General features: G+C 29.3%; 16 protein-coding genes and 1 other RNA gene. 4 read left to right on the top strand and 13 right to left on the bottom strand.

The window, feature by feature from the left end:
- The first annotated feature begins 103 nt into the window (after positions 1-103).
- Together HMPREF0202_RS03890 and HMPREF0202_RS03885 are read left to right on the top strand one after the other, a co-directional pair.
- Positions 104-1810 (top strand): ABC transporter ATP-binding protein, encoded by a 1707-nt coding sequence (locus HMPREF0202_RS03890; protein ID WP_023049945.1) that lies wholly within the window; start codon positions 104-106, stop codon positions 1808-1810.
- A gap of 19 nt (positions 1811-1829) precedes the next feature.
- The gene (locus HMPREF0202_RS03885) at positions 1830-3353 is read left to right on the top strand and encodes an ABC transporter substrate-binding protein (RefSeq protein ID WP_023049944.1); all 1524 of its coding nucleotides are present in this window, start codon (positions 1830-1832) and stop codon (positions 3351-3353) included.
- Positions 3354-3356: 3 nt separating this feature from the next.
- Here HMPREF0202_RS03885 and HMPREF0202_RS03880 read toward each other — a convergent pair whose 3' ends face one another.
- From HMPREF0202_RS03880 to HMPREF0202_RS03865, 4 genes are read right to left on the bottom strand one after another with little or no spacing between them, the layout of a single operon-like run.
- Positions 3357-3848, bottom strand: coding sequence for a thioredoxin family protein (locus HMPREF0202_RS03880; RefSeq protein WP_023049943.1), 492 nt, complete (start codon positions 3846-3848; stop codon positions 3357-3359).
- Positions 3849-3870: 22 nt separating this feature from the next.
- A complete protein-coding gene (locus HMPREF0202_RS03875; protein WP_023049942.1) occupies positions 3871-4065 on the bottom strand; it encodes a hypothetical protein in 195 nt (64 codons plus the stop codon).
- 9 nt (positions 4066-4074) lie between these two features.
- Positions 4075-4740 (bottom strand): YoaK family protein, encoded by a 666-nt coding sequence (locus HMPREF0202_RS03870; protein ID WP_023049941.1) that lies wholly within the window; start codon positions 4738-4740, stop codon positions 4075-4077.
- Between the two features lie 13 nt (positions 4741-4753).
- A complete protein-coding gene (locus tag HMPREF0202_RS03865) occupies positions 4754-5209 on the bottom strand; it encodes a NanQ anomerase/TabA/YiaL family protein (protein WP_023049940.1) in 456 nt (151 codons plus the stop codon).
- Between the two features lie 146 nt (positions 5210-5355).
- On the opposite strand from HMPREF0202_RS03865, the gene lepA reads away from it, so the two are divergent.
- Together lepA and HMPREF0202_RS03855 are read left to right on the top strand one after the other, a co-directional pair.
- Complete coding sequence (lepA, locus tag HMPREF0202_RS03860) at positions 5356-7158, top strand: translation elongation factor 4 (RefSeq protein WP_023049939.1); 1803 nt, start codon at positions 5356-5358, stop codon at positions 7156-7158.
- Between the two features lie 63 nt (positions 7159-7221).
- The gene (locus HMPREF0202_RS03855) at positions 7222-8835 is read left to right on the top strand and encodes a phosphatidylglycerol lysyltransferase domain-containing protein (protein WP_023049938.1); all 1614 of its coding nucleotides are present in this window, start codon (positions 7222-7224) and stop codon (positions 8833-8835) included.
- Between the two features lie 58 nt (positions 8836-8893).
- On the opposite strand, the gene rpmA is transcribed toward HMPREF0202_RS03855, so the two are convergent.
- The 9 genes from rpmA to rpoD all read right to left on the bottom strand — a co-directional run bounded on the left by rpmA (position 8894) and on the right by rpoD (position 14615).
- Positions 8894-9184, bottom strand: coding sequence for a 50S ribosomal protein L27 (gene rpmA, locus HMPREF0202_RS03850; RefSeq protein WP_023049937.1), 291 nt, complete (start codon positions 9182-9184; stop codon positions 8894-8896).
- The gene (locus HMPREF0202_RS03845; protein ID WP_023049936.1) at positions 9185-9520 is read right to left on the bottom strand and encodes a ribosomal-processing cysteine protease Prp; all 336 of its coding nucleotides are present in this window, start codon (positions 9518-9520) and stop codon (positions 9185-9187) included.
- Positions 9521-9527: 7 nt separating this feature from the next.
- Complete coding sequence (rplU, locus tag HMPREF0202_RS03840; protein WP_023049935.1) at positions 9528-9839, bottom strand: 50S ribosomal protein L21; 312 nt, start codon at positions 9837-9839, stop codon at positions 9528-9530.
- A gap of 108 nt (positions 9840-9947) precedes the next feature.
- Complete coding sequence (locus HMPREF0202_RS03835) at positions 9948-10712, bottom strand: toxin-antitoxin system YwqK family antitoxin (protein WP_023049934.1); 765 nt, start codon at positions 10710-10712, stop codon at positions 9948-9950.
- Between the two features lie 81 nt (positions 10713-10793).
- Positions 10794-11131, bottom strand: an RNA gene (gene rnpB, locus HMPREF0202_RS14665) — RNase P RNA component class A.
- Positions 11121-11684 (bottom strand): hypothetical protein, encoded by a 564-nt coding sequence (locus tag HMPREF0202_RS03830; protein ID WP_023049933.1) that lies wholly within the window; start codon positions 11682-11684, stop codon positions 11121-11123. The genes rnpB and HMPREF0202_RS03830 overlap by 11 nt, the downstream gene beginning before the upstream one ends.
- A 12-nt stretch (positions 11685-11696) precedes the next feature.
- Positions 11697-12485: a Nif3-like dinuclear metal center hexameric protein gene (locus tag HMPREF0202_RS03825; protein WP_023049932.1), complete on the bottom strand. Its 789-nt coding sequence runs from the start codon at positions 12483-12485 to the stop codon at positions 11697-11699.
- On the bottom strand, positions 12482-13315 hold the full coding sequence (locus tag HMPREF0202_RS03820) for a sigma-70 family RNA polymerase sigma factor (protein WP_023049931.1): 834 nt from the start codon (positions 13313-13315) through the stop codon (positions 12482-12484). The genes HMPREF0202_RS03825 and HMPREF0202_RS03820 overlap by 4 nt, the downstream gene beginning before the upstream one ends.
- A 58-nt stretch (positions 13316-13373) precedes the next feature.
- Positions 13374-14615: an RNA polymerase sigma factor RpoD gene (rpoD, locus tag HMPREF0202_RS03815; RefSeq protein WP_023049930.1), complete on the bottom strand. Its 1242-nt coding sequence runs from the start codon at positions 14613-14615 to the stop codon at positions 13374-13376.
- Between the last annotated feature and the right edge of the window lie 36 nt (positions 14616-14651).

Here is a 14651-nt window from a genome sequence, read left to right as displayed (position 1 = left end):
ATTTTCTTTCTTTATATTTTATTTTTCTATGAGTTTTAATATTCTTTGACTTTTAACTTTTTTTCTTTTAAAATTATAATAAAACTCATCGAGGGGGTCATGTATGATAAAAAAATTTATAAGTTATTATAAACCTTATAAAAAACTATTTTTTCTAGATTTATTTGCGGCTATTACCGTTTCTGTTTGTGATTTAATCTATCCTATGCTAAGTAGAGTTGCTGTAAATAACTATATTCCTAATAAAAACTATCGAAGCATTTTAATTTTAGCAATTACACTTTTTGGGATATATATCATAAAACTTATTTGTAATTACTTTATGAATTATTGGGGACATGTAGTAGGTGTTCGAATGCAAGGAGATATGAGAAAAGATGTTTACACAAAACTTCAAAATTTCCCAATTAAATATTTTGATAATACTCAAACTGGAAGTATTATGTCTCGAATTGTAAATGATTTACAAGAAGTTTCTGAACTTGCTCACCATGGACCTGAAGATCTTTTCATATCAGTCATCATGATTTTTGGTTCTTTTTTCCTTCTTTTAAATATCAATATCCCACTAACACTTATAGTTTTTTCAGTTATTCCATTTATAGTTTGGTTCACTATTAATAGAAGACAAAGAATGTCTGATGCGTTTTTACAAACACGTGAAAAAATTGGAGCTATTAATTCAACTTTACAAAATAGTATTAGTGGAATTAGAGTTTCTAAAGCTTTTGTTAATAAAAATGATGAATTAGAAAAATTTAAAAAAAGTAATGTGGAGTTTAAGACAGCTCGTGAAGGTGCATATAAAGTTATGGCTGAATATGTTTCAGGAATGACTTTTCTTACAGATATGTTAGATTATCTTGTATTAGTTTTTGGAGCTATTTTTACATATCAAGGTAAAATTAATTTTGGTGATTTTTTAGCTTATCTTTTATATATTAGAATTTTTAGTCAACCTATAAAAAGACTTGTTGGCTTTGTTGAGCAGTATCAAAATGGTATGAGTGGATTTAAACGTTTCAAAGAGATGTTAGACGAGGATATTGAAAAGGATTCCGCAGGTGCTAAAGAGTTAAAAGATGTTAGAGGTAATATTAAATTTGAAAATATCTATTTTAGTCATGATAAAAAAAATATTTTAAAAGATTTTTCCCTTAACATAAAAGCTGGTGAAACTTTAGCTCTTGTAGGACCTTCTGGTGGTGGAAAAACTACTATTTGTAATTTAATTCCTAGATTCTATGATATAGATAGTGGAGATATCAAAATTGATTCACAAAGTATCTATAATTTTAAAATTGATTCATTAAGAAAAAATATTGGAATAGTTCAACAAGATCCATTTCTTTTCACTGGAAGTATCAAAGAGAATTTAACTATTGGAAAGCCCGATGCCACTGATGAAGAGATTATTGAAGCTGCTAAAAAAGCTAATATTCATGACTTCATTGAAACATTACCAGATGGTTATAATACTGAAGTTGGAGAAAGAGGAGTAAAACTTTCTGGTGGTCAAAAGCAAAGAATTGCTATTGGAAGAATCTTCTTAAAAAATCCACCAATTTTAATACTAGACGAAGCTACATCTGCTTTAGACAATATAACTGAACAACTTATTCAAGAATCTTTAGATGAACTTTCTAAGAACCGTACAACTATAGTTGTTGCTCACAGATTATCCACTGTTAAAAATGCTGATACTATAGTCGTTTTAACAGATGATGGTATTGTTGAAGCAGGAACTCATGATGAATTAATTACTAATAAAGGGTTTTATTACAATCTACACTTAGGCATCTTACAATAATATTATTTAAAGGAGAATTATGAGAAAATTTATTCAAAAATATTTTACTTTGCTACTTGCTATAAACTTTATATTTGTATTTAATATTTCCTTTAGTAATAATAATAATGTTATTACTGTAGCACAGGGTTCAAAACCTAAATCATTAGATCCACATACATTTAATGAGTTTCCAACTCTTGGTATCACAGAACATATTTTCAATACTTTAGTTACTCTTGATGATAAGGGAACTCCTATACCTGAATTAGCTGAAAGTTTTGTCTATCTCTCTCCTACAGAGATCTTATTTACTATTAGAAAAAAAGTTAAGTTTCATAATGGTGATACATTGACAACAGATGATGTCATTTTTAGTTTAGAGAGAATGATGGAGAAACCTGGAAGTAGAGTTATATTAAAAGATATTAAATCAGTTGCTAAAACGTCAGATGATAAAGTTCTTATAACTTTACATGAACCGTCAGCACCATTTTTAGCTAATTTAACTCTTCCTATAGCTGCTATTATGAATAAAAATTACGTAATGGCTGGAAATAATGTTGCATTAAATCCAATTGGTACTGGTCCTTATATGGTTACCAATTGGGGAGATGGTGATAAAATTGTTATGAGTAGTTTTAAAGATTATTTTAAAGGAGCACCTAAAAATAATGGCCTAGTTTTTAAAATAATCACTGAAAATACTAGTCGTTTAGCTGCTTTAGAAACTGGTGAGGTTGATATTATTTATGCTATATCTCCCATTGATTTTCAAATTGTAGAAAAAAATCCCAATCTGAATCTGCTTCATAAAACTACTACAACAACAGAGTTAATGGTTTTAAATGTTCAAAAAGATGGTTTAGATAATAAAAATATTCGAAAAGCCATTCATATGGCTATTGATAAAGCTGGAATTTTAGAAGCTATATTTCTAAATAGAGGCTCTATTGCAACCTCTCCAATAAATCCAAATATTTTTGGAAGTTACCAAAATTTAAAACCAATAGATAACGATATAAAAAAAGCGAAAGAGATTATTGCCAATGAAACTAAAGAAAAAAAACTTCCAATTTTTAAAATTTGGACAAGTGAAAATATAGTAAGAGTTCAAATAGCTCAAATTATACAAGCTAATTTAAAAGAGATTGGAATCGAATCAAATATTGAAATTGTTGAGTGGGGAACATTTCTAAAGAAAACTTCAGAGGGTGCTCATGATATTCTTTTAACTACATGGATTTTAGGTGTTAGTGATATTGATACTGTAGTTACTACTCTATTCCATTCAAACTCAATTGGAGCTGAAGGAAATAGATCTTTTTATAGTAATCCAATTTTAGATAAAGAGATTGATTTAGCTCGTACTACTACTGACATAGAAAAGAGAAAAATATATTATAAAAATGTTCAAGAGATTATTTTAGATGAAAATCCAATAGTTCCATTAGTTTATAAAATTGATGGAATTGGAATCAGTAATAAAATTCATAATTTCCAATATAACAAAGCAAGTATGAGAAACTATTATGAAGATATGAAAAAAGTAGATGTTAAATAACATCTACTTTTTAGTTATCATCTCTATTAAATCTTTAATAGTTTCGTTTAAATATTGACCTTTTAAATAGTCCATTTTTACATCTTCATAAACAAACTTTTTAATCTCTTTTGGTCTCTCTACAAAAATATCTCCACAAACTTCAAACTCCTCTGTTAATGGAACAATAAAAGGAACTTTAAACTCCTCTACTTCCATTAAAGGTTTTAAAAATTTCTCTCCTCTAGCTTTAGTTATAATAGCCATATCAAAATTTGGATTTAACTCACAAAACTTTTTCAATACAGTTACATTTAATTGAAAGTCCATGCACCATGGCTCTCCTGAAACTAAGAAGTTTATTTTTTTTTCAATATTTTTTACAATATTGATTTCATCTTCAGTCATAGTTATTCTTGAATAATTCTTAGGAATTCTATCTCTTTCACTTTTTATTCCTGTTCCCATAAAAGCATCAAAATTCATTCCTGCTGAATAAAGAGTTTTCATATCCATTAATCTCACCCCATATTTTCTACTATTTATTTAGTATTTTGCAATTTTTATACTCATTCTTTTGTCCTAATCTATAAGTACATGTTCCTGATAAAACTTTACACTTTATAGACATATAATCATCTATCATCATTCCTATTGAGTTTTCACACTCAAGAGTTGGATACTTTTCTACTACCTCTTTTTTTTCCTCTATTGTTATAAAATATCTTTCCATTTTCCTCTCCTACCTTTTCATTTTATAATATCTATCTCTTAATAAGAAATAATAAGCTCCACTTAAAATATAAGCTATAGACATATAGTTTATAATACCTCTTCCTAAATACTTTAGTCCTAATCCTACTAAAAGACCTCCAGTTATAAAAGAAAGTATATTCATAGCATAATATTTCATTTTCCATGTTATCTCTCTATTTCCTCTTAAATAATGCCCTATTACAACACCTAAATCTGTTACTGTTCCAGTCATATGAGTAGTTCTAATTACCATACCTCTATAACGTATAAATAGACCATTTTGTAAACCTAAAGAAAAGGCAAGAATAAATACAAATAAAACTTCAGCATATAAATATATATCTAAAAGTTTTAATAGTACTCCAATAAATATGAAAGTATCTCCATATCTTTTTCTAAGTTCAAAATCTCTTCCTGATCCAATAATAATACCTGAAACTATCGCTCCAGTAAAAAATGCTACCACTAATCCTAGCATTATTTTCAAATGGGGTATATTATAGTATACTAAATCAGTTGAGATTCTTGTTACGCTTCCCGTTATATGGCTTGCAGTTAGAGAAAATTCCAATATTGCAAAGGCATTCATACCTCCACCTAAAAAAGCCAGCAAACTTATCCATAAAAACAGTTTATTATTAATTTGTTCCATTTCTTCCTTCTTCTTAGTACTTTATCTTAAATACTACTTTCTTTAGTTCTTTAGGCTCATTATTTTTTGCAATTAATGGCATATGAGGCTCATCTGGGAAAACTATTAGAAAGTTATCCTTAGTCATGTTTAATCTGTACTCTTCAGTTCCCTCTAAAACTTGAAAATCACTCTCTTCATTATATTCAGTTTTTTCTTTTAGTGAGTCTTTTAAAGAGTAACCAATTCCCTCTTCACCATCAATTACTACATGAATATCTATATATTTTTTATGCCCCTCAAAGAAACACTCTTCTAAAACTTTAGTTTTGCACTCTTGAAGATTAAAAAATACATTATCTCCATCTAATTCATTTTTTCCTACTACCCCATTTATATAACTTCCGTTTTCAATAGCCTCTATAGCCATATCTAGACCACTAGAAATTCCCTTATAAAACTTTAATTCATTCATTTGTCCAAAGATCATTATTAATCCCCCTTATTTTTTTATATTCTTCTTTAATGATATTCTAAAAACCTTCATAAAGTCAAGCTATTATTTAATTTAGATTGATTTTTTTTGATAATTCTTTTATAATATAGTGTGAAGAAATATATTTAGAGGAGGATATTGTGTTACAAAAATTTAAAAGAAACTTTTCAATTATAGCACATATAGATCACGGTAAATCAACTGTAGCTGATAGACTACTTCAAGCTACTGGAACTGTTACTGAAAGAGAAATGAAAGAACAACTTCTTGATTCAATGGAGTTAGAAAGAGAAAAGGGAATTACGATAAAAGCTCAGGCTGTTACTTTAAAATATACTGCTAAAGATGGAAATGAGTATGAATTAAATCTTATTGATACTCCAGGACACGTTGACTTTATATATGAAGTTTCTCGTTCGCTATCTGCATGTGAAGGAGCTCTTCTAGTTGTAGATGCTGCTCAAGGTGTAGAAGCTCAAACTCTAGCTAACGTTTACTTAGCTCTTGAGAATAACCTTGAGATTGTACCTGTTATTAACAAAATTGACTTACCTGCTGCTGATGTAGATAAAGTTAAAAATGAAATTGAGGATATTATTGGATTACCTGCAGATAACGCTGTTTTAGTTTCAGCTAAAGCTGGAATTGGAATTGAAGAGCTTTTAGAAGCTATTGTTGAAAGAGTTCCTGCTCCAACTTTTGATGAAGAAGCTCCTTTAAGAGCTATGATTTTTGACTCTTTATTTGACGACTATCGTGGAGTTATAACTTATGTTAAAGTTCTTGATGGTTCTATTAAAAAGGGAGATAAAATTAAAATTTGGTCAACTGGAAAAGAGTTTGATGTTCTTGAATGTGGTATTTTTGCTCCAACTAAAAAAGAGCAACCTGAATTAAGTTCTGGATCTGTTGGATATATCATAACTGGTATTAAAACTATTCAAGATACTCAAGTAGGAGATACTATTACTCATGCTAAAAGACCTTGTGCTGAACCTTTAGAAGGATTTAGAGCTGCTCAATCAATGGTATTTGCTGGATTATATCCAATATCTACTGATGATTACGAGGATTTAAGAGAAGCTTTAGAAAAACTTCAATTAAATGATGCATCTTTAACATTCATTCCTGAGACATCTCTTGCTCTAGGATTTGGATTTAGATGTGGATTCTTAGGATTACTACACATGGAAATCATTGTTGAAAGACTTAGAAGAGAATATGATATAGATTTAATCTCTACTTCTCCTTCAGTTGAGTATAGAATTACTCTAGAAGGAAAAGAAACTTATGTTATCGATAACCCTTGTGATTTCCCTGAAGGTGGAAGAGCTAAATTCTGTGTTGAAGAACCATATATAAAAGGAAGTATCCTTACTCCTAAAGATTATGTAGGAAACGTTATGGAACTTTGTCAGGAAAAAAGAGGAACTTACATTGATATGAAGTACATAGATGATAACAGAACAATGGTAATATATGAGTTACCTCTTGCAGAGATTGTTATTGACTTCTACGATAAGTTAAAATCTAGAACTAAGGGATATGCTTCATTTGAATATGAGATGATTGGTTATAAAGAGTCTACTCTTGTTAAAGTAGATATTCTTGTTTCAGGAAATGTTGTTGATGCATTCTCATTTATTGCTCACACTGATCACGCTGCATCAAGAGGAAGAGCTATTTGTGAAAAATTAAAGGAAATTATTCCTAGACAACAATTCGAAGTACCTATTCAAGCTGCATTAGGAGCTAAAATAATAGCTAGAGAAACTATTAAAGCTTATAGAAAGAACGTTCTTGCTAAGTGTTATGGTGGAGATATTTCTAGAAAGAAAAAGCTTTTAGAGAAGCAAAAAGAAGGAAAGAAAAGAATGAAACAAATTGGAAACGTAGAGATTCCACAAGAGGCATTTGTATCTGTTCTTAAACTTAATGATTAATTTATAATTTTAGGTGAGCTAGCTAGCTCACCTTTTGTTTATTAGAGGAGGGATTTTATATTTATGAAACAGTTACACTTTATTTTAAAAAGGATTTTTCCTGACATTTTAAGTATTTTAATCTTTTTATCTGGAACACTTATTATATTTTCAAACTCATCAAAATTTGATATAAGGTATATTAAGTTTATCTACTCTGTTTTACCTGGAGATATTATAACTTTATCTCATCTTTCATCTAATATAATTGGAACCTTTCTTCTTATATTAGCTTACGGAATCTATAGACGATTAGATAGTGCCTACTACCTTTCTATTATTGCTTTTATCTTTGCAATATTTTTTAGTTTTTTTAAAGGATTTAATTATTTAGAAGCAGCTTTTTTCAGCTTTATTTTAATTTTATTAGTTCCATCTAAAGATCGATTTTATAGAAAATCTTCAATTTTAAAAGATCGATTATCTATAAAGTGGGTATTATTCACTCTACTTGTTATTTTACTCAGTATCTTTTTTGGATTTTATTCCTTTAAAACAGTAGAATATAAAAAGGAAGTTTGGTGGCATCTAGTTTTAAATAGACATTATACTATATTTTTAAGGAACAGTTTTATATCTCTATCTATATTTTGTATTTTTTTAGTTTTTAATTTTTTTAATACTGTATTAAGTGTAGAAAAAATACCAAGTTCTAAAGTTATAAATGAAATAAAGAAAATAATTAAGTCAAGTGATAATAGCTACGCTTCTCTATCATTATTACCTGATAAATCAATTCTCTTTGATAAGGGTAAAGACTCTTTTATTATGTATGGAAACACTAATGGAAATCTTATCTCTATGGGAGACCCCATTGGCGATAAAAAACACTTTCGTGAAATTATACAAGATTTCTATCGAATTGGAAAGCAAAGTGGAAAAAATATAGCTTTTTATGAAATTTCCAAAGAACATCTTTCTGAATATTTAGAGCTTGGTCTAAAAATAATTAAAATTGGTGAAGAAGCTGTTGTTAATCTTAAGGATTATGATATCTCAACACCTTTATACAAAAAAATTAGATACACTTTTAACAAATTTGAGAAATTGAACTTTACTTTTAAAGTTATTGATTCTATTGAAGGTATTGAAACTGAACTAGAAGAAGTTTCTAATAATTGGTTAAAAAATAAAAAAGCAAAAGAAAAAAGTTTTTCTTTAGGAAGTTTTAATTTAGATTATCTTAGAAATTTTAAAATAGCACTTTTATATAATGAAAATAATGAATTAATTGCTTTTTCTAATTTATTAAGTACTGAAAATAAAAATGAAGTTGCTATTGATTTAATGAGATATATTGAATCTGCTCCATCTGGAACTATGGAATATTTATTTATAAAAATAATAAACTGGTCAAAAGAAAATGAATATGAACGTTTTAGTTTAGGAATGGCTCCACTTGCTGGAATATATGGTGGTGAACTAGCTCCACTATGGAATAAACTTAGTGTATTTCTATTTAATCATGGTGGAAACTTCTATAATTTTGAAGGGTTAAAACAATTTAAAGATAAATTTGCACCTCAATGGGAATCTAAATATTTAGCATATTCTGGTCATTTTAATCTGGCTTCTTTATTAAAAGATATTGCTCTTTTAATCTCTGGAGGAATTCTTGGTATATTTAGTAAAAAATAATTTAACAAATATATAACTATGAAAAAAAGGAGAGATTAACAATCTCTCCTTTAAAATCTTAGTTAGCTTTCTCAGCGTAAACTGAAACTTGCTTCTTGTCTCTTCCTAATCTCTCGAACTTTACGTATCCATCGATTAATGCGAATAGAGTATGATCTTTTCCACATCCCATGTTGTTTCCAGCGTGGAATTTGTTTCCTCTTTGTCTAACGATGATGTTTCCAGCTTTTACAACCTCTCCATCATACTTTTTAACTCCAAGGTAATTTGGATTAGAATCTCTTCCGTTCTTAACAGAACCTTGTCCTTTTTTCTTCGCAAATAATTGTATATTTAATGTAAATAGCATCTAAATTTCCTCCTTCTCTACAAGCTTTATGTGTTTAGGATAACCCTTAGATAGTTCTTTCAACATCAATACCATTGTATCTAATAATACATGAACCTCTTTTTCTTTGTTAGAAAAATCCATTCCCCTCATATCAACGTCTAAGTACCCATCGGAGTCAATTTCAAATTTCGGAGTAATATCCAAAATCTCTTGCAATCCTCCTAACGGAAATTGCATTGCCATGGAAATTGCGGCACAAACAATATCTTGCCCGTACTCAGCGTATTCAGCATGACCATTGGCTCTGTATCTAACTACTTTACCATTTTTTTTTAAAATTTCAATCTTTGTCATAAATTAATTATGCATTGATTGCAGTAACTTTGATCTCAGTGAAAAGTTGTCTATGACCTTTCTTTCTGTGATATCCAGTCTTTGGCTTGTATTTGAAGTTAACAACTTTAGCTCCTTTACCTTGAGCAACAACCTCTGCAACTACTTTAGCACCTTCAACAACAGGAGTTCCAACTTTAACCTCTCCATTGTTTGATACTAAAAGAACCTCTGTTAATTCTACAGTTGTGTTAACCTCAGCATTTAGTTTTTCAACTCTTAATACTTCACCTACTGCAACTTTGTACTGTTTTCCTCCAGTTTTTATAACTGCGTACATTCTAACACCTCCAAAAGTATAAAGATCGCTAGATTCGGTTGCTGACGACCTTATCCAAGCTTAATCTACTGTTAATCATATCATTTTTTATGTATTTTGTCAACTAATTTATTTTAACCACTCTTGTGATAAAGGAGATCCATTTCTGTAATTTGTAATTTTTTCTAATTCACCTTTTGGTGTATAACTTCTCCATTCTCCATTTTGAAGTCCACCTGCTAATCTACCTTTCTCTCTAACTTTTCCATTATCCCAGTATGCAATCCATTCTCCATTTCCACCTTTAAAATCCTCTTGATGTAATATTTTTCCTGTATTGTCATACCAAGTTGCTGGTCCAGATATTCTTCCACCTGAATATGTTATTCTTGAACGAATATTTCCTGTATTTCTATAATATGTTTCTTGAACTCCATTTTTAACTCCATTTGCATAAGGCTCTTTTAATCCTACTCTTCCTGCTTCAGAATACCAAATCTTATAACCACTTAATTTTCCATCTCTATAGTCTTCAGTATAGTGTTTATGAACACCTACTACTGCTGCAAATGTCCCTGTAAAAGGTACAGTTGAATTCCCATTATAAGCTAATTTATTTCTAACTTGTTTTTTTGCTATATTTACTTGATCTATTCCATTTAAAGTAATCTCTGTAACTGCATTTTCTGCTAAAGCTACGTTTTGACCTGTATGAATTATATCTGTTTGAGGTATAAATTCACCTTCTGGCATAGTTGATATACTTACATCATAAGCTTGCTTTGGAACTGATGGCAATAAAATTCTTTCCTCATCACTTATTTTCTTTTCTAAAGGAGTACACCCTACTAGTGCTAATAATATTACTCCTATTGCTATTTTCATCTTTTTCATAACAATTTTCTCCTAATAAGATTTTATATAAAAAATAAAGCCAAGGAATTTATATAAAATTTCTTGACTCAGTTGTTTATTATTGATAGGCATTAAATAAGCCGGGTTTTGTATTTGTCAATCATTTATCTAGAGCTATAATTGCTTATAGCTTCAAGCAACTTACCCTGAGAGAGGACGAGCAGCCCCTATTCTCTCCTATTTAGTCTTGCTCCAAAGGGGGTTTACCTAGCTTCTTTAGTCTCCTAAAGAACTGGTGGTCTCTTACACCGCCTTTTCACCCTTACTACAAAATGTAGCGGTCTATTTTCTGTGGCACTTTCCTTAAAGTTTCCTTTAGTAGCCGTTAGCTACCCTTTTCGCTCTGTGGAGCCCGGACTTTCCTCTTGCTAACGCAAGCGATTAACTCTAATACCTATCACTTTTTAACTTGTATTTTTTCTTTTTTCTTTTTACCTGTATTATTCTAATAGATAATACTAAAAATGTCAACAAAATTCCTAAAAATACCTTAGTACCTAGTGACATCTGTTCTAAATCTTTACTATTCTCTTGAGAATCAGATGTTGCTACAAATATCTCTTGTAACCCCTCAACTAGATTTGTTGCTATCAGAGTCTCATTTTTTTCACCTACATACTCTTCCACATTTGTTAATAATAACGATAAATCTGAAGCCATATCTTCAGGATTTAAATCCTGTGAAATTTTTAATTGTACCTTTAAAACATCATTTTCATTATTTTTTATTAAATTTACAATAACTGTTTTCTCTTGTTCATCTGCCTCAAAACCTTCATTTTCTTCTAAAGTATTCAGATAAAGTTTATCTCCTGTTTTTTCTTGGAAAGTTTCTACAACTGTCAATAAATTTGATTTATCATCTTCTGAAAAAACATTTCTATAATCATTTATTTTTCCAAGGACCAAAGTAGAAAATATCAATGAACCTACCATAACTTTTTTTAGCATCCTATGTTCTCCTTACATTTTTTGAAATATTGGGCCATCATTGTATATTGAAATTTCTATTTCAAACTCTTTTTTCAATAAACTTTCCAACAAGTTTGAAAATATCCACTCACTTTCAAAATGACCTATATCAATCAAAGTAAAATTTTCCTCTCTTGCATCCATAGCTTCATGATATTTTATATCTCCTGTAATTAGAACTTGTGCTCCTAATTTTTTAGCTTTTCTCCAATAAGACGCCCCTGCCCCACTGACTAAAGAGATTTTTTTTATCTCTCTTTCTTCTTTTGATCTTACTACATTTATACTATTTAAATTTAACTTTTCTTTCAATAAATTCGATAAATTTTCTATACTTAAACTTTCATCTAGTTTATAAACTCTTCCAATCCCATACTCTCTTCCATTACTTTCCATTGGATCAAGTATTTTTCCATTTTTCATTCCAAGTATATTCTCACCTAAAAAATCATTTAATCCTGATTTTCCTGAATCTAAATTTGTATGCATTGAGTATACTGAAATTCCATTTTCTATTAATTTTATTATTTTTCGTCCTGCTAAAGTGTCATTAGTTATCTTTTTCAAAGATGTAAAGATTACCGGGTGATGCGTTATTATTAGATTTGCACCTGCTTCAATCGCTTTATCAATAACACTCTCTGTTAAATCTAATGATAATAAAATTCCAGTTATTTTCGAATCCCTTTTTCCTATTAATAATCCTACATTGTCCCAATCTTCAGCTAAAGAAGTTGGAAATTTCTCTTCTAAAAAATTTATAATTTTACTTAGCTTCATATCTTTAAACTTCTTCCTCCTCCTAAAGATATTTTTGTTAGAGCTTCTTCAAATAGCTGCTCACCTTCTCCTCTTTTTAAATCTAATGCATTTTCAATTTCAAATAGAGATTCTCTTTTATCTCCGATTAATCCATAGTATCTTTTTAAAATCTCCTCTTCTAAGTGAGATATTTTTTTAAGAACTGAATTATAATCAAGTTTTTCAACTTCATTTATTTTTTCTTCTATTATTTCTGATTTTTCATCTAAAGGAATCTCGTCAGTATCCTCTTCCTCTAACTCTGCTACAATTTCATGCTCTATTAACTCCTCTTTTCTTTTTGAGAAGTATCCTTTATACATATACTTTTCTGTTTCTACTTTTTCATCTACAAATAGTAACATCTCTCTTCTAGCCCATAATTTAATATACTCTATAATATCTCCATTTGATGGTCTATACTCTTCTAAAGATTTTATTACTCCAATATTTCCCTCTTGAATTAAATCTAAATAATCAATTCCAGCTATTAAATAATCAAAAGCTATATTTGCAACTTCTCTTAAATTACTCTCTATTAATTTATGAGCACTTTCTTCTTCATCTAAAGTTTCTAAAACAGTTTCTAGTTCCTCTTTTGAAAGTGGTTGAATATAAGAGATCTCCTCTAAATACTCTCCAACAATCCCTTCTACTACATAACTATTCTCTTCAACCTTTTCTTCTTTTCTTATATCTACAGTTTCTAATTCTAATTTTAAATTTGAATTCTCTTTTAAAAATTTTACAAAGTCCTTATCATCAATACAATTTTCTAATATCTCTTTTTCAAATGCTTTTATCTTCATAGTGTCCCCTTTTTTAGTTAATAATAAAATGGGGGATAGAAATCTCCCCCATATTGTTTTATACTTTAAAATCTTCTAGTTTCTTTCTTCTACTTGGATGTCTTAATTTTCTAAGTGCTTTAACCTCTATTTGTCTGATTCTTTCTCTTGTTACTTTAAATATTTTTCCAACCTCTTCTAGAGTTTTTGGTGCACCATCATTTAATCCGTATCTAAAGATTAAAACTTGCTCTTCTCTGCTACTTAAAGTTTTTAAAACATCATTTAATTGCTCTCTAAGTAAAGTTCTATTTGTTAATTCATATGGATTTTGCATTTTATTATCTTCTACGAAATCTCCTAATTCACTATCCTCTTCACTTCCAACTGGAGTTTCTAAAGATATTGGATCTTGATTCATCTCTTGAATACTTTTAATTTTTTCAACTTCCATTCCTAATCTATCAGCTAAAACTTCTGGAGTAGCATCTTTTCCTGTTTCTTGAAGGTATATTCTAGCTTCTTTTTTAATTTTATTAATAGTTTCTATCATATGAACTGGTATACGAATTGTTCTTCCTTGGTCAGCTATTGCTCTTGTAATAGCTTGTCTTATCCACCAAGTAGCATATGTAGAGAATTTATATCCCTTACTATATTCAAACTTTTCTACCGCTTTCATCAATCCTATATTTCCTTCTTGAATTAAGTCTAATAACTTTAAACCTCTATTTGTATGTTTTTTAGCTATACTTACAACTAGTCTAAGGTTTGCTTCAATAAGTTGTTGTTGAGAGTATTCGTCTCCTTCTAAAGCTGCTTTTGCATATCCTAACTCTTCTTCATGAGTTAATAATGGAATCTGTCCGATTTCTCTTAAATACATCTTTATAGGCTCGTCTACTTCCATTTCACCAGTTATACTAAATAAATCATCATTTACTAAATCATCTTCAGTTACCTCTTCAATTTCATCTGGATTAAAATCGAAATCATCTGAATATTCAGTACTGCTACTTTTTTCTTCTTCATCCTCATCTTCATCTAATTCAACAACAGGTCTTTTTAATAGTGGAGTTATAACTTTTTTTACATCTTTTCTACCATCGTCTTTTCTCTTAATATTTTCCTGTTTCTTTACTTCTTCTTGGGAAATGATTTTTATTCCCTGTTCTGTCATTCCATTTATTAAAAACTCTATTCTTTCTGGCGGAAAATCTGCACTTAATTGGCTATTAATCTCTTCATAGCTTATTACTTTATTTTCCATTGCCTTTCTTAATAAAGCTAAAACCTTTTCATTTTTTATAAACTCCTTCATTAGTTGAAGCCTCCTCTATTGAATAAAATTATCTCT

It is taken from the genome of Cetobacterium somerae ATCC BAA-474, assembly GCF_000479045.1.
GTDB lineage: Bacteria > Fusobacteriota > Fusobacteriia > Fusobacteriales > Fusobacteriaceae > Cetobacterium_A > Cetobacterium_A somerae.
The sequence above is the reverse complement of the archived record's forward strand: the minus strand, read 5'-3'. Positions and strand labels throughout refer to the sequence as shown.

Excerpts from the sequence above, each read along its gene's own strand:
- HMPREF0202_RS03830 (WP_023049933.1), bottom strand. The coding sequence starts at position 11,684 with ATGCTAAAAAAAGTTATGGTAGGTTCATTGATATTTTCTACTTTGGTC.
- rpoD (WP_023049930.1), bottom strand. The coding sequence starts at position 14,615 with ATGAAGGAGTTTATAAAAAATGAAAAGGTTTTAGCTTTATTAAGAAAG.
- HMPREF0202_RS03845 (WP_023049936.1), bottom strand. The coding sequence starts at position 9,520 with ATGACAAAGATTGAAATTTTAAAAAAAAATGGTAAAGTAGTTAGATAC.
- rplU (WP_023049935.1), bottom strand. The coding sequence starts at position 9,839 with ATGTACGCAGTTATAAAAACTGGAGGAAAACAGTACAAAGTTGCAGTA.
- HMPREF0202_RS03825 (WP_023049932.1), bottom strand. The coding sequence starts at position 12,485 with ATGAAGCTAAGTAAAATTATAAATTTTTTAGAAGAGAAATTTCCAACT.
- HMPREF0202_RS03875 (WP_023049942.1), bottom strand. The coding sequence starts at position 4,065 with ATGGAAAGATATTTTATAACAATAGAGGAAAAAAAAGAGGTAGTAGAA.
- HMPREF0202_RS03865 (WP_023049940.1), bottom strand. The coding sequence starts at position 5,209 with ATGATCTTTGGACAAATGAATGAATTAAAGTTTTATAAGGGAATTTCT.
- HMPREF0202_RS03820 (WP_023049931.1), bottom strand. The coding sequence starts at position 13,315 with ATGAAGATAAAAGCATTTGAAAAAGAGATATTAGAAAATTGTATTGAT.
- HMPREF0202_RS03855 (WP_023049938.1), top strand. The coding sequence starts at position 7,222 with ATGAAACAGTTACACTTTATTTTAAAAAGGATTTTTCCTGACATTTTA.
- HMPREF0202_RS03885 (WP_023049944.1), top strand. The coding sequence starts at position 1,830 with ATGAGAAAATTTATTCAAAAATATTTTACTTTGCTACTTGCTATAAAC.
- HMPREF0202_RS03870 (WP_023049941.1), bottom strand. The coding sequence starts at position 4,740 with ATGGAACAAATTAATAATAAACTGTTTTTATGGATAAGTTTGCTGGCT.
- HMPREF0202_RS03890 (WP_023049945.1), top strand. The coding sequence starts at position 104 with ATGATAAAAAAATTTATAAGTTATTATAAACCTTATAAAAAACTATTT.
- HMPREF0202_RS03880 (WP_023049943.1), bottom strand. The coding sequence starts at position 3,848 with ATGGATATGAAAACTCTTTATTCAGCAGGAATGAATTTTGATGCTTTT.
- rpmA (WP_023049937.1), bottom strand. The coding sequence starts at position 9,184 with ATGCTATTTACATTAAATATACAATTATTTGCGAAGAAAAAAGGACAA.
- HMPREF0202_RS03835 (WP_023049934.1), bottom strand. The coding sequence starts at position 10,712 with ATGAAAAAGATGAAAATAGCAATAGGAGTAATATTATTAGCACTAGTA.